The following is a 21402-nucleotide window of genomic DNA, read 5'->3' on the forward strand; positions in this document are numbered from 1 at the left end:
AGCTCCTATGGTATAAAAAACAGTAGCTTTGCTGCTACATAATACTTAATATACAATGAAACGTATTAGCCTTCTTCTTTTTTTTATAGGATGTTTCCTCTTTTCTCTTTCGGCTACGAATTATTTTGTGGCTACTAATGGAAGCGATTCAAACAGTGGGACGATTGATAAGCCTTTTGCCACGTTGGGTAAAGCACAATCAAAAGTGATGGCAGGAGATACTGTATATATCCGGCAAGGTACATATCGAGTGACGGAAGCAGAGATAATGGAACATTATACTGCGGGAAGTACTACTTGGAGCCGGGTGTTTAAAATGTCAAAGAGTGGAACTGGACCGGACAACAGGAGGGGTATTAAAAACGGTTATACGCGGGGAACAAACAAAGAATACGGATTTGGATCTGCTGAAAATAAAAGAATCAGGAAATAGTACTTATGAAATCTTTCTTCGTGGTGGCGGACGTAAAGGAGAGATTGTGTTTACAAAATAATAGTCTACCGGATTGTTCATCCCGGAATAAATGATATAAGAAAAACTTAACTCTATCGTAGCGTGTCTTCTTTTATAAAGAGGATGCGCTTTTTTGATACTGTAGAGAGCGTTTTATTTTAATTCGATATATGTACAAAAATAAGTCTGAATATGGAATATTGTATATAGATAAATAGTATTTGAATCCTTTGTATAGAACTCCATAAGAAAATCAATATCTCCATATCCTTTGCTTTGGGGCAAATGGAAACATGCGGTACTTTTGCAAAAAAGTAACGAGATATAGAAAATGATAAAGTCAGCATTTTTAATAGTAGCGACATGTTGCAGTCTGCAACTGTTTAGTCAGGAAAAATTTCCCGATGGTAAAATTATACCGGATTGGTTTTACAAAAATGAAAAAACTGATATAAATGGATTAGGAAAGAGTTTCTTGATTACCGACTATGGAGTAGTGAATGATAGTACACTGTTACAGACAGAGAAAATTCAGGCTGTTATAGATTTGGCGTCTAATAATGGAGGCGGAGTCATTGTTATACCTGAAGGTACTTATCTTAGTGGTGCGCTGTTCTTTAAGCCGGGAACACACTTGCATTTGGAAGAGAAAGCTATATTAAAAGGTAGTGACGATATTAGCAACTTTCCTGTAATAGAAACACGTATGGAGGGACAGAACCTAAAGTACTTTTCAGCTTTGATTAATGTTGATAAGGTAGATGGTTTCACCCTTTCCGGAAAAGGAAAAGTTGATGGAAACGGTGAACGATATTGGAAGTCATTCTGGTTGCGGAGGCGTGTTATTCCTAAATGTACTAATATGGATGAATTGCGTCCTCGTCTACTTCATATATCTCATAGCAATAATGTACAAGTTTCAGATGTGCGACTTGTTAATTCTCCGTTTTGGACAACTCACATTTATAAGTGTGATAGCGTAAAACTTTTGAATTTGCATATCTTTTCACCTTCTTTTCCCGTAAAGGCTCCAAGTACGGATGCAATCGATATTGATGCGTGTAAAAATGTACTTGTCAAGGGATGCTATATGTCGGTTAATGATGACGCAATTGCATTAAAAGGTGGCAAAGGACCATGGGCTGATCAAGATCCCGATAATGGTGGCAATTGTGATATTATCATTGAAGACTGTACTTTTGGATTCTGTCACGGAGTGCTGACTTGCGGTAGTGAATCGATATATAATCATAATATAATTCTTCGACGTTGCAATCTGGATCAGGCTAAACGCCTGTTGTGGTTGAAAATGCGTCCGGATACTCCCCAACAATATAAGTACATCCTCGTTGAAGACATAAAAGGAAATGTCCGCAATTGTATCTTTATTGCTCCTTGGACACAGTTTTATGATTTGAAAGATCGCAAGGATATGCCAGTCTCGTATTCCAGCTATATTACAATGCGTAATATTCATCTGGATTGTGATTCCTTTTTTGCTGTAGAGAAATCAAAACAATATAAATTATCCAATTTCTGTTTTGACAATTTGACTATTACGGCTAAAAAAGATGTGAAGATAGATGAAGATATTATTGATGCATTGGTTATGAGAAAGGTTGAGATAAATAAAGTGAATTAAAAAAGAATGGTAGAAAGACTGGAAAATCGTACATAGCCTGTAAAATCGTACAAAATAGGCGTGTGATGGGCTGTACACATATGAATTTACATAAGAAAGTCGAATTCTCCATATTCCTTTTCTTTAACTCTACCATGTAATGCGGTATCTTTGACATGTGCTTATTCAGTAAAATATTGAATCTAAAACTATAAAATACAATGAAATTCTGTAGAATTATTTTTTGTCTGTGGTTATTGGTCTGTTTCTTTCCAATAGGTATTCATGCAGATATACAACTTCCCTCTATATTATCAGATAATATGGTACTTCAGCAAAATGCGAAAGTACGTTTTTGGGGAAAAGCACGTCCCGGAGAAAAGATTTTGGTAAAGACTTCATGGGATCATAAGAAATACAAGGTGACTGCTTTAGCAAACGGTCATTGGGAACTGATGATACAAACACCGGCTGCTACTTCCGGACAATCTGTAATGTTGAAAGGTGATAATAAGATCCGGATCAATAATATATTAATAGGTGAAGTTTGGCTTTGTACGGGACAGTCAAATATGGAATTTCCCGTAGCCCGTAATCCGCAAGTGAAATGGAAAACAGGAATGTTGAATGAAGCGGAAGAAATGAAAGATGCTGATTTCCCGGAAATCCGCCTGTTTCATGTAGAGCATCAACTGGCACCTGATGATGAAAAAGAAGATTGCGTTGGAAAGTGGGTGGTTTGTAATCCGGAGAATCTGAAAGACTTTTCTGCTGTAGGATTTGTCTTTGGACGTAAATTGTATAAAGAATTGAGTACACCGGTTGGATTGATTCAGTCTACTTGGGGAGGAACACATGCTGAATCTTGGACAAGTATGAAAGTGATGGAAAACAATCCGCTGTATGCTGATGTCTTAAAACAATATTCAAAAGAAAAGGTGAGTAGGGAAAAAGATAAGTGTAAGGTTCCGGCTACTTTGTGGAATGGCATGATTGCTCCTATGGTAGGGTACACTGTAAAAGGAAATATCTGGTATCAGGGAGAATCCAACTCTGTTCGTTATGAGAAATATCAGGAAGTATTTACTAACCTGATTAATAGTTGGCGGAAAGAATGGAATCAGCCGGATATGCCTTTCTATTTCGTACAGATTGCACCACATTACAAGCAACCGGCAGGTATTCGTGAAGCACAATTAAAAACATGGTTAAGTGGACTTGAAAATATTGGTATGGCAGTAGTGACGGATGCAGCCGATTCTACCGACATACATCCACGAAATAAAGTTGCACCGGGCGAACGGCTGGCAGCTTGGGCATTAGCAAAGCAATATGGTAAAAAGATTGTTTATTCAGGACCTCTCTACAAATCAATGAAAGTGAATGGGAGAGAAATTACATTAGATTTTGCATTTGCGGAAGGTGGCCTGCAGACACCCGGCAATGAACCGGTAAAAGGATTTTTTATTGCCGGCAATGATGCGCGGTTTTATCCGGCTGATGCTGTGATTAATGGAAGTTCGATAACACTTTCTTCAACTTATGTCTCTGCACCTGTAGCTGTACGCTACGGTTATGGGACTTTCTTTAGAGTGAATCTGTTTAATAAAGCTGGACTTCCGGCAGTTCCTTTCCGTACGGATACTTTTGCTCCCGACACTTATTATCGTCTGTTTGCCGATTCGGAAATTCGTCGTTTCCCGGAAGCGTGGCAACTGGATCATGGAAAACGCCTGTATTTTGGTTATGCGCAAGGAGTAGGTTGTTGTGCGATGTTACAAGTTTGGAAGAAAACAGGAGACCGTAGGTACTTTGATTATGTAGAGGCATGGGCTGATTCTTTGGTAGACGATAAAGGAGAGATTCATTTATATAAGAAAGAAACCTATAATTTGGATTATATCAATTCCGGAAAAGTTCTGTTTGATTTGTACAATGAAACCAAAAAGGAGAAATATAAATTGGCTATCGAGAATTTGATAGATCAGCTAAAAAAGCAACCTCGTACAACAGATGGAGGTTTCTGGCATAAGAAAATATACCCTAATCAGATGTGGTTGGATGGATTGTATATGGCTTCTCCTTTTATGGCTAGATATGGAGCTGAATTTAATCGTCCGGAATGGATTGATGAGGCTGTTAAACAGTTCACTCTCTGCCATCAGCATACATACGATACCAAGACGGGACTTTATTATCATGCATGGAATGAGGACCGGAGTCAGCGCTGGGCTGATCCGGAAACAGGCCATTCTCCTAATTTCTGGGGACGTAGTATTGGTTGGTGGTTTATGGCTTTGGTAGATGCTTTGGAATATATTCCCCAAGATCATTCAGGCTATGCTGATATGATTAAATGGACGAAGGAATTAGCGGAGACTCTTTCAAAATACCAAGATAAAAATGGCTTATGGTATCAGGTGATTGATCAACCTTCACGTACCGGTAATTTCCCGGAAGCTTCTGTTACGACACAATGTATGTATGCTTATATGAAAGCAGTGAATAAAGGATATATTGATAGTCAGTATCGTGCCATTGCAGAAAAGGCCTTTAAAGGTCTGTGTGATAAACTACTAATCTCAAATTCGGACGGAACATTGACATTGACAAAATGTTGCCAAGTGGGTGGATTAGGTGGTAAGCCTTACCGTGACGGCAGTTTCGAGTATTATATAGGAGAGAAAATGAGAGATAATGATGCTAAAGCAACAGGACCTTTCATTATGGGATGTATTGAGTTGAACAAATAATATAGAAGATAGAAATAATAAGAGATTTTCGACTATTGTTTCAATTAATGAACTAATAAAATGTAATACCATGAAAAAAGAACAAATTATCAAATCGATGTTATTTTTAATTATTCCTTTGTTTGCTATCTCATGTGATGGTAATGGTTTTATGGAATATGAAGAGACTGCATTGATGCAAAGAGATGCGCAGCAAGGACTGTTAAGTGATGGGGCAAGTGATAATATATGTATGGTTAATCTGAACTTATTCACAAAACCTTATTTTGATTATCAGTATAATACAGGTAAACATGTGGATGAATGCTTTGTATATATTGATAATCAGGAGGATTTAACAGGGCGTCTTTCTTTACGTGGCGATGAAAATGTGAAATCTAATATTCCAATATCTTTTGGGAAACATCAAATTAAGTTGGATATACAAATTGATGGTGGAAAATCATACACGTACCCATTTGAGAGATGCAATGCGTTGGTCACTTTAAAGACAAAGGGTTCAAGTATTGTACTTTTCAATGATGTCGTTTCTCAAGAGAAAGGAGGATCTATAACAAATGCTTCTTTTGAAGTTAAATTTGATGTAGATTTTCCTTATGCTGAAAGCAATGACTACGTACTAGATATTACATTAGGATTTTATGATGAAACATATGATGACGGCTCTTCTGGTCCTTATGTAAACGGAAACGTTAGTGTGTATACTTATTATCAATGGACAGACATTACATCGGCACAAACTGTTTATTGTGACTTTATTCTTGGAGTTAGATACAATTCTACTCAAAAAGAGTATTGGTATAGTAAAGATTTTGAGCAAAATCTTTTTATTGATAAGAATGGAATGCTTGTTAATAATGTAAATTGGCTTGATAAAACAGTTAGATTACCAGATGGTGATGATATTGGTTATAAATTATTTCTGTTAACGGAAATTTGGGCCAAACTATACTCTAGTATTGGCGTTATGTCTGGCGAAACGGAAGTTTCATGGTATTCAGTTTATTATAGAAACAAAGAAAATGACGGAGAATATTCAGAATGGTATCCGGCTGACGAATTAGATACTTCCCTAGCATGGGTAGATGCTACCATTGATTTTTATTCAAATCTGGAGATTGTATGTTTTAAAACTAAAGAAATTCAAGATGCTTATGCATCTCAATGGGGCATTGTACCTTATAACTAAAAAGTCTTGATTTTTTATAAAAAGGTATGGGGCCGTATTATAGCTGAAAGATGATAAATTTCATCTAATAATTTTTGGGGGAGGAAATATTAATTCAAAATTGTGAAACAACGTAATTTTAGTGTAATCATTAAATAAAAATATTGATGGTAGTTTATTATTTAATTTAATTATATATGAAAAATATTACATTATTAAAAGCAAAAGTAGGAATATTGGCAGTTTCCTGTCTTTCCATTACTACTTTGTTTGCATGTGTTGATAAGGATGCTAGAAGTGATTTGAGTCCCAATTTGCCAACAGATCAAGCGCAAAATGGGGATTTTGGTGATCAAGGGGGAGGTTCGGATCAGGGGCTTAATTTCCCGGTTTTTGATGATGGAGTACTTGCTTTTCCTGGTGCGGAAGGATATGGGAAAAATGTAACAGGTGCTCGTGCAGGTGAGGGACGGGAAATTTATCATGTGACTAATTTGAATGATGCGGGTCCTGGATCTTTTCGTGATGCAGTAAGCAAACCTTGGCGCATTATTGTCTTTGATGTATCTGGTGTTATAAAATTGAGTAGCAATCCTATTGTTTTGAAAAGTAATCAGACAATTTTAGGACATACTGCTCCAGGTGATGGGATTGTTCTTTATAATGGACGTGTTTCTGCTTCAGGTGCACAGAACTTGATTGTTCGTTACTTGCGTATACGTATGGGAGCTGCATATCCTTCGGAACTGGATGCTTGCGGAGTAGCTAATGGAGCAGATATGATATTCGACCATTGCTCTATGACTTGGGGAAGAGATGAATGTTTTTCTATCAATCCTGATGGTAAGGGAACTGCCCCAAAGAATATAACAATACAAAATTCTATAATCGGGCAGGGTTTGCAGAATCACTCGTGTGGTGGCTTAATGCAAACTGATATATCGAATGGGTGTACAATCTTCCGCAATTTATATATTGACAATAAAACTCGAAATCCGAAAGTTAAAGGATTAAACCAGTTTGTTAACAACGTTGTGTATAATTGGGGAAGTGGAGCTGCTTATAATATGGGTGGTGATTCTTCAGGTAAATCGGAAACAACTATTGAAAATAACTATTTTATAGTTGGTCCCTGTAATAATTGGCAAAATGTGGAAATTGCACCTAAAGTATATGAGGCGCAACAGGTACCAATGAATCCTGCAAGACCATTTACTGGTGGTAACAGTGATTTTAGAAGTTATTGTAAAGGTAACTATTATGACTATGACAAGGATGGAGCATTGAATGGAATAGAGATAACAGAAGTGAATTGGTCACAATATTGTAGTGGCTCTCCTACACTTCTTGAAGCTCGTTCTGATCTACATCCAATTATACGCAGTCAGAAAAGTGCACAGGAAGCTTATGAATGGGTAGTTGAAAAAGTGGGTGCTTATCTTCCGGTACGTGATGAAGTAGATAAATACTTGATAGATGAACTTACTTCGTTGGGAGGAAAAGGAACGATTATTCAAGATGAACGTAAAACAGAACAATTTCCGTTGGGAGGTCCTGGTACAATAAATGCTGCACAGAAACCTCTGGATTCAGATAATGATGGGATGCCGGATGCTTTCGAAGATGCATGGGGACTGGACAAATATGATCCGACAGATGCGGTAAAAGAGGCTAAAAATGGCTATTTGAATATAGAAAATTATGCCCTTTCGTTGGAATATCCTGATGAATATGAGTATGAACTTAATAAGAATAAACAATAATCAATTTGTGTAATATGAAAAACATGACATTTACAACAGTACTACTTTGTATACTGTTCATGCCTTTCTTTATCTCCTCATGTACAGATAAGATAGATGAACATTATGAAGAACCTGAATGGTTGAAAGGTAGTGCTTGGGAAGTCCTGGAAGATAGAGGGAACTACTCGCTATTTTTGCAGGCAGTAGAGTTGGCAGGTTTTAAGCCTATTATGGAGGGAAAAAGTATCCTGACTGTGATGGCTCCGGATGATACGGCTTTTTCGGCCTATTTGGAGAAGCACGGCTATTCCGACATCAGTGAAATAAATTTGGATGAATTGAAAAAAGTGATTGGTTTTCATCTGCTTTATTATTCTTACAATAAAAATAAGTTGGTGAATTTTCGTCCGGAAGGTGATTTAATAACTGATGAGGAAATGAATAAAAATGCGGGTCTGTATTATAAGTTTCGTACACGTAGTAGTAATGTTCCTACTATGGAAGTAGAGGCTTCTACGGGTAAACGACGCATGGTTTATCATCTGGACCGTTTTATTCCGGTTTTCTCTTACCGTTTTTGGGATACAAAAAAATTGGATGCAGCATCTAATTATACCTATTTTTATCCTAATTCCACATGGAAAGGGACAGGGGGATTCAATGTTTCCAATGCTGCTGTTAGTGAATATGAAATTTTGGCAGATAATGGTTATGTATATATTGTTGATCAGGTAATTGAACCTTTGGAAACCATTTATACCCAGTTGGAATCAAATGAAAATTATTCAATTTTTTTCAACTTATATAATGAAAATACCACTTATACGTATGACGCTACCTTATCTAAAGATTTTGGAGCAGCCTTGGGGGCCGATTCACTTTTTATTCATACACATGGTACTTCTTTGCCTGCTATAGCAGTAGAATGGTATTCAACGAAATATTCGGATGTAGCCAATAATGCTTCAAAAGCATATAGTGTATTTGCACCGTCAGATGTGGCTATGAATAATTTCTTTGATAATTATTGGGAAAAGGGTGGATATGAATCTTTGGATGATGTAGATGATTTAGCAATGAAATATATGTTGAATCAATTTATTTATAAAGATGGAATTGCATTCCCTGATGAAATTACGAGTGGAAAAGTTAAGAATATGTATGACATGGTCTTTAACTTCGATCCTTCTAAGGTGACTGATAAATCAATGTGTGTCAATGGTGTCTTTTATGGATTAAATACAATGGATACACCTATTTTGTTTGCTTCTGTAGTCGGACCGGCTTTCCGTAACAAAGATTGTAATTATTATCTTTACATGTTGGATGGGACTGGACTGATAACTGCCTATTCTTCACAAGATACGAAGTATGTCTTGTTAGTGCCTACTAATGAACAAATAGAGTCAGAAGATATTTACTTGAGAACTTATGCGGATGGAAGTAAGTTACAACAAGAAACCGAGGATGGATTGGTAGATGTTTCTTCTTCTGTAATGAGAACTATTGTAAACATACATACGGCTACAGGTGTAGATGGACTGAAAACAAATGGGACACAGGTTCTAGCTACACAAACCGGTTTTAATTATTGGTATGTGAAGGACGGGAAGATAACAAGTAGTGCAGCTTATAATCAAATTTTGGAACCGGATAATAATGTGGAACCTTTCTCTGAATTTACAGAAGTAAAGAACGGCAATGACAACTGGAATAATGGAAGAACTTATATGTATAGTGGAACAGCCTTGTTTCAAGCGCAAGAAGGTGATGGGTTACAACATAAATTAAGCGTTTGTAATGATAATCGTTATGTTTACTATCAGTTTGCACAGCTGTTGCAGAAAGCTGATATGGTAATGTCTAGCAACTATATATTCGGACTAGCAGGAGCTTCTCATGTTATAGGTTTTATTCCGACAAATGAAGCCATTAGTACAGCAATAGCTGCAGGGCAAATTCCGGGCATGGATGCGACCGGAGCGGTAACTAGTAGTTCGAAACTTCGTCAATACCTGCTTTCATATTTTATACGTGATAGGGAAAATGCACTTATTTCTTATCCTTATCCGGGGTCGGCTATGAAGAGTTCTACATATGTTACTGCTAGTGGAAAGTCTTTGACGTATACAGATTCCGGAAGTTCATTAAGCATAATGGTAGATGGAAAAGTGGCAAACGTGATATCTGATTATAATTTCTTCCCGTTTGCGTTTGACGACGGATGTTTTCAGTTGATTGATACAGTCCTTTGATATAACCGAATTTAATATGAATATGAAATTAGTAAAATACATGCTGATAGCGATACTTGTTCTGGGGACAGGGGAAGTAGCCGCACAGGTACAAGTCGTGTCCGGTAAGGTGACCGAAATGCTGGGAAATCAGATCGAACCGATAGTAGGTGCGAATGTGAATATTGTGAACGCTCAAAACCGTTCTGTAGGAGGTGCGGTGACCAATTTGGATGGTGACTACCGTTTACAAATTCCTGCACAAGAAAACAATCTGACATTGGTATATTCATACATTGGTATGAAAACGAAACGAATCAAATATACAGGTCAGAAGGTATTGAATGTAAAACTGGAATCCAATGTGGAAACATTGGATGAGGTTGCTATCACTGCTAAACGTATCGAACGTAATAATATGGGTATCGGACATAAAGAGAATGTATCTGCGACCCAGAAAGTGATGATGGAAGATTTGATTGCTACTGCTCCGATAGCTACGGTAGAAGAAGCTTTACAGGGGCAGTTGAGTGGTGTAGATATTGCATTGAGTGCTGATCCGGGAGCGCGGAGTTCTATCCGTATTCGTGGTACCAGTACACTGAATGGCTCTGTCGAACCATTAATTGTGATTGACGGGGTTCCCTATACACAAGAGTTAGATGACGACTTTGATTTTTCTACTGCCAATGAAGAAGATTTAGGTGCTTTATTGAATATTGCTCCTACTGATATAGAATCGGTAGAAGTTTTGAAAGATGCGGCTGCTACGGCTATTTGGGGAACGAAAGGTGCTAACGGTGTGTTGTCAATTACGACTAAAAAAGGTAAGACTGGCAAGACTACATTTAATTTTTCTTCTAAGTTCACAGCAAAATTTGAACCGAATAGTATTCCAATGTTAAATGGATCGGAGTACATTGCTATGGTACAGGAGGCTTTGTGGAATAGTGCTAATTATACAGGTTTGAATGCAGATACTTATTTAAAGTATTTGTATGATACACCTGAAATTAACTACTCGCCCAATTGGAACTATTTCAATGAATATAATGTAGATACAAACTGGTTGGACGAGGTACGTCAGAATGCATTTACTACAGACAATACATTTTCTATGAGCGGTGGTGGTGAAAAGGCCACTTATCGTCTGTCACTGGGATATTTAAGTGAAGGAGGTACAACCATCGGTACAGGGCTGAAACGTTTCAACTCATCTTTGCGTGTAGACTATAATTTCTCGGATAAGTTGAGGTTTGGAGCAGATTTCTACTTTACACAGTCAGATAAGGATGATAACTGGGCACCAAAAGATAGCAACGTACGTTCGGAAGCGTTTAAAAAGATGCCAAATAAATCTCCTTATTATATGGATGATAATGGAAACCGTTCTTCACAGTATTTTTCTTATCAGACAAAGGATTGGGAAGGTGAATTTAAGGCAAGTAACAATAGTGCCTCTCATTTTAATCCGGTAGCTATGGCAAACGAGAGTTATAAAAATACTATGTCACGTGATAGCCGTGCTAATTTCCGTATTGATTATAAAATACTTCCGTATCTGACGTATTCGGCTTATGCTTCTCTTAAGATGTCGACTACTACAACAGACAAATTCCTTCCTCAAGTTGCTACGGGAGTGGCTTGGACAAGTGAATATGCCAACCAAAGTACTGCTGCTTCTTCAGAGAGTCTAACGTTGCAAACGGAAAACAAATTGATATTCAATAAAAACTGGAAGGATAAACATAATTTGATTGCAACTGCTGTATTCCGTACTACGCAGGCTACCAGTTCTAGTGCTACAAGTACTTCTTATGGTAATGCTTCATCTGGTCTTGCAGATCCGATTACAGGTAGTTCTGTTTATAGTCTGGGTTCAGGGGAGTCGGAAGCACGTAGTATTTCCGGAACCGGTTTGATTAACTATACTTTGTTGGATCGTTATGTATTTCATACTTCTGCAACGATGGATGCTAATTCTGCAATGGGTAAGTCAGAACGTTTGGGTATTTTTCCTACTGTGGGAATTTCTTGGAATATGCAAAATGAACCGTTCATGAAAAATACAGAAGACTGGCTGGATGAAATCAAACTTCGTTTCAGCATCGGACAAAGTGGTAATGCTCCCAAAGGGACGGCCGCTTATTATGGAGCTTATAGTTCACGAGGAGAATATATGGATATGTCTGCTATTTATCCTAGCAGAATGCAGTTGAACAATTTGAAATGGGAAACTTCAACAGAATATAATTTGGGTGGTGATTTTAGCTTTTTCCATGGCAAGTTAAGGCTGACTTTTGAGTGGTATAATAAATATATTAAAGATTTGCTGCAGAAAGAACCGAAAATGCCGACTACTACAGGATTCTCTAAGAATAAATGGTACAACTCTGGAAGAATGGAGAATAAAGGATGGGAGGCCCGTATCGATGGTGTATTGTATGAAAAGAAAGATTGGCGTGTTAGTGCCTATGTTAACTTGAGCCGTAACACGAACGAAATTACCGAACTGCCTGAAACAATGAATCCGGAGCCTTATACCTTTAAAAATGGTGAGTATGCTATTCGCATTGAAGAGGGACGCCCGTTTGGTTCTTTCTATGGTTATCGTTACAAAGGAGTCTACCAAAATCAGGAGGCTACTTATGCACGGGATAAAGAGGGAAATGTTATGAATGATGTGAACGGTAAACCAATTGTTATGAAGAATGGTGCTAAGCAGGTATGTCCGGGTGATGCTATTTATGAAGATATTAATCATGATGGTGTGATAAATGAATACGATATTGTTTATCTGGGCAACTGTAATCCGATTCTTACTGGTGGTTTTGGCTTTACCGTTAAATATAAGCGTCTAAGTTTGAATGCATTATTCTATGGTCGTTTTGGACAGAAAATTATTAATGCGACTCGTATGGATAATGAATCTATGTATAATGCCAATAACCAAAGTAAAGCGGTTTTGCGGCGTTGGAGAAATGAAGGAGATAATACGGATATTCCACGTGCTTTATATAATGAGGGATATAACTATTTAGGGTCAGATCGTTTTGTAGAAGATGCTTCTTATGTTCGTTTAAAGACTTTGTCGTTGAGCTATTCCTTGCCTAAAAAGGTGTGCAATTATTTAGGTATCAATACGCTTAATTTCTTTGTTACTGGTTATGACTTGTTAACTTGGACTGGTTACACAGGACAGGATCCAGAAGCGTCTCTTCCTACTTCGGCTTCTAAACTGTCGAAAGATAGTGCAAATACACCTTGCTCTCGCCGTTTTTCTTGTGGTTTAAATTTGAATTTCTAATACATTTACAGACATGAAGAAACTGATTTATATAGGGATAATGGCAGGTAGCCTGCTGCTGAACAGTAGTTGCAGCGATTGGTTGGACTTGCTTCCCAAAAATGAACAAGTGACTGACGCTTACTGGAAATCGAAAGAAGATGTAGAAGCGGTCATTGCTTCCGGTTATTATTATATGCGTTCCTCCTGCCAGTCATTGCTAAAATGGGGAGAACTGCGAGGAGCATCTATTTGTACCTTGACAGGTGATAAGGATGGAATGAAGTTGCAGAATTTCCAGTTGGATGGAACAGAAGCTATTTGTAAATGGGAGAACATGTATCAAGTGATCAACATGGCCAATGTGGTCATCGCTCATGCTCCGGGAGTACGTGAAATAGATGACACCTATACAGAAGGTGCAATGAATGCACATCTTTCCGAAGCTTATTTCATGCGAGCATTAATGTATTTTTACTTGGTACGCAATTTTAAAGAAGTGCCTTTGGTAACAACTCCTTATGAGGATGACTCTACTCCGTTTTCTATTGCCAAATCTTCAGAAGAAGAAATCTTGAAGCAAATTAAGGCGGATGTGCAAACAGCTCTTGACTCTGGAGGTGCGAAGGAATTTTATGATAATGATAATTGGAATGCTTCCAAAGGACGGGCTACTAAATGGGCTTTGTATGCATTAATGTCGGAAGTTTCCTTGTGGACCGAAGATTATGATACTTGTATTAAGTATGCAGACCTATTAATCAACGCTACTGCATCACGTCGTCCGGCATTTATTACAATTCCGGAGAACTGGTATACAATTTTTAATCCGGGGAATAGTAATGAATCCATTTTTGAAGTGAACTGGGATGGCAACACCTATAGCCAGACGGGAGGGCCAAGTGCTATGTATACGACTGGTACAAATCCCAATTATCGATATTCTACTAAAATGGGTGAGGATTTGGTCAATGATTTTGAAGAGGTTATGGCAGGAAAAGATGCAATCCGTAGCCAATTTGGTGCTTTTATAGCTTATACTGATGGAGAGAACATCGTTCATTGTATATGGAAATATGAGATGGGCGATACCGACCCAACGAATCCGGATGCAATACGTTTGAAAGATGATGCTAACTGGATTATTTACAGAATGGCAGATGTCATGTTGATGAAGGCGGAAGCATTAATTTGGAAAGGAAAGGAAAATTGGCAGGAGGCTGTTGATATTATAAATCAGATCCGTACTCGTGCTAACTTGCCTGAAAAAACTATAGCTTTAGATGAGGAGGATGAAAGCTCAATGATGGAAAACTATTTATTGCCGGAACGTAATATTGAATTGGCGGCTGAAGGTAAGCGTTGGTATGACATGATACGTTATGCCAAAAGTAAGAACTATGCTCATAAATCAGCTTTTATTGCTTTGGTTCAGCAATACAATACAACAGCGAATGCTAGTTGGATACGTTCAGTTCTTCAGAATGAATATGCATGGTATTTACCAATTCACGCGGATGAAATTGAAAATAACAACTTATTGGTACAGAATCCATATTATGGAATAACAGGTAATAATTAATAAACAGCCATTTATGAAGACTTTAGGAAATATATATTTATTATTATTGGTTGCATTATTCAGTGCATGCAACGATCCCTATGAAGACTCTACTTATCAGGTTTATGATATGAATCCGGTATCGTCTTATCTGGAAACTCGTTCTGATGAATTTTCCGAGTGGATCACCGTATTGAAGTATGCAGATTTGTTTAATGCCGTGAATCAGGCTTCGTCTTATTTTACGGTATTGGTTCCTACAAATGAAGCTGTGCGCAGTTTCTATACTAAAAAGAATGTATCTTCTATTCAGGAATTGGGAAAAGACTATGCCCGTAGTCTTGCTGAATATCATATCGTGAATGATTCTATCAATCTGAATACTTTTGTTCAAGGAGGTAAACTGGAAGCTAAAACTCTTTCGGATGATTATCTTTCCGTCTCTTTTGATGAAAGTTCGGAGGCTGGAGGATTTAATTCAATTTATGTGAATAAAGAAGCGCATGTAAAGGAACTGGCTATCCAAGTGTCTAATGGATATGTGTATGTATTGAATGATGTGATGTCTCCTTTGGTGGAAAGCCTATATGAACGTATCAGTGAAAGTAGTAATAAATACTCCATTTTTGTTGATGCTTTGGAACAAACAAGTTGGAAAGACAGTTTGAGTACTATTTACGATGAAATAAGGCAGGAAGATAATACGGTTATTCAGCAAAAACGGAATTATACGTTGCTGGCTGTATCAGATGATACCTATCGTTCTGAAGGAGTTACTTCTGTTGCTGATCTGGCTGCTAAAGTAGGTGCAATAGGAACAGACTATAAAGATAAAGCAAACGAATTATTTCGCTATGTGGCATATCATGTGATTGGTGGAAGTTACTCTGTTTTTGATTTCAACAATTTTAGTGGAGGTGCAACTACACGATTGTGGACTACCAAAGCAGATGCAGTATTGGAAGCATCTATGCAGAGTGGCAATAAGTTGTATTTTAATTATAAAGGAGAAATTGATGGTCAATCGGTGAAAGCGATGTTTGTTGAAGACGGTTCCGATGTACAGGCTAAAAATGGTATTTTACATGAAATAGATAGCTGGTTGCCTTTGTGGGAATCCGAGATTCCGGTGCGCGTAGAATGGGACTTTGCTGATTATGAGGAGGTAGCTTCTTGGGTGAATGGTGGTTATGGTGATCCGGACCAAAAGTATCAGACGGCAGATGAAAAAGAGCGCCAGTCGGATGTCTCTTCGCTCTCTTGTTACACCGTAGATGCCAGGAGCACTCTTACATCTCTAGATGGTCAAAACGGCGGATATTATCGCGTGGGCTATGCAACTCCGAAGACAAAAGGCTCGGACTGGATCAATTGTAAAAATACAGATCATATCTATTTGAATTTGGGATATAATGGTTCCGTTACCATGAAAACACCAATTCTGATAGCTGGCAAATATAAAGTGACGTTGAAAGTTACTTATGCAAAATCAATGGATTTTATGCGTACAATGACTAGTGGAAGTAATGGAGGTAAAATTAAGTTTACATTTGATGATGACACCGATACAGATGTCGAAGTTCCTATTTATGCGAGTATTACAGCCAATGAATTAGGACGTTATGATGTAGTTATTTATGATGAGATTGAATTCTCAAAGACGAAGGTTCATTCTATGAAGATGTTGGTTGCCGATCCGGCTGCTTCTTCTCATAACAAGTTCCGTATCCAATTAGATTATATGACTTTTGAACCGATAATTGAAGATGAATAGACACATACTTATGAAAACTATAAAATATATATTGTCATCTATATTGCTGATAAGTGGTATATATGCATGTAATGATGACTGGGATTCTCATTATTCCCAGGAAGAACAGGTAGTGAATAATGTAAATATTACAGTAGTCAACAAGTCGGCTGTTGATTATTTACAGTCGCAACCGGAATTGAGTTCCATGTACCAATTGTTCAGTGAAACAGGAGTGCTGGATGAAATGGTTGAGAAGAATTTGTTGTTCACTATTTTAGTGGTTAGTGACGAGAATGCATTATCTCGTGCAGTTGCTACAGATGATAGAACTTTTTTGGCTAAATCACACATTTCGGATATTTCTCTTTCTCCGTCTAATCTGTCGGATGGACAACGTGTGTTGATGTGGAATGGAAAATATATTAATGTGTCGAAGGTAGAAAATGAAGATAATGATACTTCTATCTCGTTCAACGGTATAGCTGTGAAAAAGATAACGAAGGTGAACAATGGCTATGTTTATGAAATGGAGGATTATGTGGAAACTCCTAAATCATTATATGAGTTGATTGAAGGGTTAGGAGATGATTATTCTATTTTTAGGGAGATGATTATGGAGCGTAATCAGTTGACATTTGATAAAGAGGCCAGTAAAATTATAGGTGTCGATGAAACCGGAAGTAACGTCTATGATTCTATTTTCACGGTTACTAATCCTTATTTTGAGGCTGAAGGTTTTAATATGATGTCAGAGTCATTATCAGCGACTGTATTGATTCCTTCTAATGAAGTTGTCAATCGTGCGTTGGCTACAGCCCGTAACAAAATACAGGAATGGGGAATGCAACGGGAGGACTCTATTCTGAAAAACTGGACTTTTCAATCAATGTTCTTTAATAAAAAACTTACTAAATCGGATTTTGAAGATAATATAGACTTGAATTCTATTTTTAGTAAACAGTGGCGAACTACAGTACAAGAGGTGGATTTGGAGAATCCTGTATCTCTTAGTAATGGTGTTGCATATTATGTGAAAGAACTGAAGATTCCTACTAATGTATTGATTTATCGTGTCAAAGATTTTATGAGATGGTATGAGTATCTGTCAGAAGAAGAAAAAACGCTTTATTTTGATAGCGAAAATCTAACTTTTGATAAAATGGATACGAAAGTGACAGCATGGTCAGGTTGGCCTGGTGTTTTCCCAACTATAATCAATCGCGTCGTACGTTTTAAATTAACAGATTCTGCTACTAAAGAGTACACATTGGATTTTACAGGTTTTAGTTATGATGAAGTAACTAGAGTCGCTGCTCCGTATAAGATACCTCCTGGTGAATATGATTTGTGTTTGGGATTTGAGCAAAAAATGGGACATGACGTGGAAGTTTCTTTTAATGGAGAGTATGTAGGAACAGTTACAGCCTCTCAACTGACGAAGACTGATTGGCACTATGATCGTGGCGGACAGGGATATCCTGAAGGGTATGACACTTCTAAAGCGACAGATAAAAATAAAACAAAGTACGATCGTGATGGAGCAAAAGTTGGTGTAGTCACTATTGGAGGCACTCAACCGGTAAATGTGGTTATTAAATTCCATGGAATAAACGCAAGCAAATGTTGCTTCCACCACTGGTGTCTGAGACCAACAAAGAACTGTTATTAATTTTGATAAGGAATCAATATGAAGACAATAAAAATCATATTTACAACTTTGCTGTTATTACTGTCGGTTGCCAGTGTATATGCGCAAGGACGTAAAATTAGCGGTAAAATACTTTCACCGCTGAATAAACCGATTGAAGGGGCTATCATTTCGGCTGTAGGAAGTAAAGATGCGAAAACCGGAGTTGACGGAACTTTCAAAATGGAGTTGAAAGAGAATACGACTCAAATTTCAGTGTGGGCAGCTGGTTATTATCCGGAAACTCGCTTGGTAGATGATAATTCACAAGTGGTTATTCTGATGATGCCGGAGAGCACATATAAATATAATGAATCGGCTGTATTACCTATGAGAATCGAAAGTTCCCGTCCGGAACTGACTTCTGCGGTGAATATCAATAAAAAAGATTTCACGCAGGGAAGTATGAAGATAGATCGGGCTTTGGCAGGACAGGTAGCAGGCTTGAAGACCACCCGTGCAGGTGGTATGCCAGGTGAAGGAAGTTATATGAACTTGCGTGGTATTCGTTCTTTTGTAGGTTCAAATGCTCCGCTTGTGGTAATTAACGGTGTACCCTATTTACCTGATTCTCGTGAATCACAATTGATAAATGGATTTTCGAGAGATATATTTCAGGCATATAATATTCAAGATATTCAAAATATCACTGTACTAAAAGGAGCGGAGGCTTCTATGTATGGTTCGATGGGGTCGAATGGTGTTATTCTAATTGAAACAGATGGTGCAACTTCCGATAATTTGGATACGCGGGTCAGCTTTTATGGGCAGTATGGGGTGAATTGGAATAATAAACGTATGCCATTACTTACAGGTAATGATTACAAATCTTACCTTTCGGATATTGGTATGACTTATTTCGGTAATATGGAAGGATTTTTCTCGGAATTTCCTTTTTTGAGTGATCCCAATAGTAAATACAATTACTTGTATAACAATACCACAGATTGGCAAGATGAAATTTATAAAAATGGTTTTGTAACAGACAACCTGTTTCGTGTAGAAGGTGGTGATGCTATTGCCAAATATGACCTTTCATTAGGATATGCGCTGGAAAATGGACTGATGGATTACACTAAAAGCCAGCGTTACCATACACAATTGAATACAAATGTTTTGATTAGTAAATGGGTGGAGATGACAGCAACGGTCGGTTTAGCTTATCTGACAGGCAATTATCAGCAACAGGGAATGGATAATGTTAGCAATCCGATCTTAGCAGCTTATTCACGTGCTCCGTTGTTAAGTCCTTATAAGAAAGATAATGATGGTAATATTTTGGATACTTACTCTACTTATTACTATGGCAATTCAACGAATATGGATTTTGCAGTCAGTAATCCTTTAGCTATCGTCAATACACTTGATGGTCGTAACCGACAGTATGATGTAAATTTCAGACTTGGATTGGTTTACAAGCCTTTCAATGGATTATCGTTCAATGGTACATTTGGAATGTTTTATAATTATAATAAAGAACACCTATTTATTCCCGGACTATCAGATAAGAGTATTTTGCCGATTGTCGATCAGTATGGTAATGCAGAAAATACCGTGAAGGAAGGTGTAGGTGAAACTTTGAACATTTTCGCAAATGGTAATGTACGTTATCAGAGACTTTTTCAAGGTATCCACCATTTGAATATTCTTGCTGGTGCTCAAATGTTGATTACTCAAAATAAGTATGAAGGTGGTGCAGGCCGTAACACTCCGAATGATTTTTATCAAACATTGGGAGATACAAAAACAATCGGACGCTACTTTTACGGTTATCAGGAAAAATGGAACTGGGCGAATTTTTATGCTCATGCTGATTATACCTATCGTGATATGGTAGCAGCTTCTTTGAATGTGGCGGCTGATGGTGCGTCCTCTGCCGGTACTTATGGAAACCACTTTTATATATATCCTTCCGGTGGTGTGACTTTGCTCGGAAAAGGTTGGTTGCCATTGACTAACTCTACATTAGTAAATCGCTTAAACTTGCGTGCGGAATATGGTTTGTCCGGTAACAGCCGTTTCTCTTCCAATCTTGGAAAATATTATTATACAAGTTTACCTTATATGACTACTTCCGGTATTGTTCGTGCCAATATATCAAACACCACTTTGAAACCGGAGAAGAACATACAATTCAATCTAGGATTGGATATGAGTCTGTTGCGTAACCGTTTGGAAGTGACATTGGATTATTATAATAATCTGTCCAAAGATGTCATTTTTGCAGTACCTCATACATCGGCACTTGGTTCTCTAAACTATTATGCAAATTGTGGAGAAATAAAAAATAGAGGTGTAGAACTGGCAGTGCAAGCTTCTTTGGTTCGTACACGTGATTTCGAATGGATTATAGGTGGTAATATTGCCCGCAATGAATCGGAGGTGGAGTCATTAGGAAACACATCACAATTGATTAATAGCTATAGTGATGGTGCGCAGTTGGTTTCCCGTGTAGGAGAGTCTCCTTATCAGTTCTATGGTTATCAGACGCTTGGGGTATTCTCTACACAGGCTGAAGCAGATGCTGCTAATCTGGTCAATCAAAAAGGACAGGCTTATCAGGCAGGAGACATCCATTTTGTAGATCAGAACGGTGATGGGCGTATCGATAGTAAAGATCGTGTCTCTTTAGGCAGTGCCGCACCGAAGTATTTCGGTGGCTTTTTTACACGAATCAGTTATAAATCTTTTGCATTGTCTGCAGAATTCTCTTATTCAAAAGGGAATCAGGCTTATAATGGTGTGAGACGTAGTTTGGAATCACTTTCTACTTTTGGCAATCAAAGTGCGGCAGTTGTAAACCGCTGGTCGTTGGAAGGACAACAAACTAATATTCCTCGTGCTCAATGGAACGACCCGATGGGTAACAATGACTTTTCGGACCGTTGGATAGAAGATGCTTCTTTCTTGCGTATGAAGAATGTTACATTTAGTTATAGTTTTGATAAGAAATTCTTGAATTTCTTCCGTTCCGGTACATTGTATGTAACAGGTGAGAATCTGTTGACAGCTACAAAATATTTAGGGTTGGATCCTGAATTCTCTTATTCTTATAGTGATGCTATGCAAGGATTTGACTATGCGAAAATGATGCAGCCTAAATCAATTAAATTTGGTGTTAATTTGAACTTTTAAGG

10 protein-coding genes and 1 pseudogene are annotated in these 21402 nt (G+C 37.7%); all 11 read left to right on the top strand.

Going from position 1 to position 21402, the window contains the following annotated elements; all coding sequences use genetic code 11:
* Positions 1-55 precede the first annotated feature (55 nt).
* Positions 56-349: pseudogene (locus BSCG_RS0127405) on the top strand (right-handed parallel beta-helix repeat-containing protein); the annotation flags it as partial.
* 436 nt (positions 350-785) lie between these two features.
* Positions 786-2096, top strand: a complete 1311-nt coding sequence (locus BSCG_RS19040; RefSeq protein WP_008775438.1) for a glycoside hydrolase family 28 protein — start codon at positions 786-788, stop codon at positions 2094-2096.
* Positions 2097-2398: 302 nt separating this feature from the next.
* Positions 2399-4828: a glycoside hydrolase family 88 protein gene (locus tag BSCG_RS19035; RefSeq protein WP_008650794.1), complete on the top strand. Its 2430-nt coding sequence runs from the start codon at positions 2399-2401 to the stop codon at positions 4826-4828.
* 70 nt (positions 4829-4898) lie between these two features.
* On the top strand, positions 4899-6017 hold the full coding sequence (locus tag BSCG_RS19030) for a hypothetical protein (RefSeq protein WP_004320939.1): 1119 nt from the start codon (positions 4899-4901) through the stop codon (positions 6015-6017).
* A gap of 176 nt (positions 6018-6193) precedes the next feature.
* Positions 6194-7759, top strand: coding sequence for a polysaccharide lyase family 1 protein (locus BSCG_RS19025; protein WP_004320938.1), 1566 nt, complete (start codon positions 6194-6196; stop codon positions 7757-7759).
* A 23-nt stretch (positions 7760-7782) separates the two neighbouring features.
* Complete coding sequence (locus BSCG_RS19020; RefSeq protein WP_225493291.1) at positions 7783-9996, top strand: fasciclin domain-containing protein; 2214 nt, start codon at positions 7783-7785, stop codon at positions 9994-9996.
* Positions 9997-10012: 16 nt separating this feature from the next.
* On the top strand, positions 10013-13282 hold the full coding sequence (locus BSCG_RS19015; RefSeq protein ID WP_004320936.1) for a SusC/RagA family TonB-linked outer membrane protein: 3270 nt from the start codon (positions 10013-10015) through the stop codon (positions 13280-13282).
* Between the two features lie 13 nt (positions 13283-13295).
* Positions 13296-14843, top strand: a complete 1548-nt coding sequence (locus BSCG_RS19010) for a RagB/SusD family nutrient uptake outer membrane protein (protein ID WP_004320935.1) — start codon at positions 13296-13298, stop codon at positions 14841-14843.
* A 13-nt stretch (positions 14844-14856) separates the two neighbouring features.
* Positions 14857-16596: a DUF5108 domain-containing protein gene (locus BSCG_RS19005; protein ID WP_004320934.1), complete on the top strand. Its 1740-nt coding sequence runs from the start codon at positions 14857-14859 to the stop codon at positions 16594-16596.
* A complete protein-coding gene (locus BSCG_RS19000) occupies positions 16589-18247 on the top strand; it encodes a hypothetical protein (protein ID WP_004320933.1) in 1659 nt (552 codons plus the stop codon). The genes BSCG_RS19005 and BSCG_RS19000 overlap by 8 nt, the downstream gene beginning before the upstream one ends.
* 18 nt (positions 18248-18265) lie before the next feature.
* Entirely contained in the window at positions 18266-21400 is a 3135-nt protein-coding gene (locus BSCG_RS18995; RefSeq protein ID WP_004320932.1) for a SusC/RagA family TonB-linked outer membrane protein, read from the top strand.
* Positions 21401-21402: the final 2 nt, after the last annotated feature.

Origin of the sequence: Bacteroides sp. 2_2_4, from assembly GCF_000157055.1 — a bacterium.
Lineage (GTDB): Bacteria > Bacteroidota > Bacteroidia > Bacteroidales > Bacteroidaceae > Bacteroides > Bacteroides ovatus.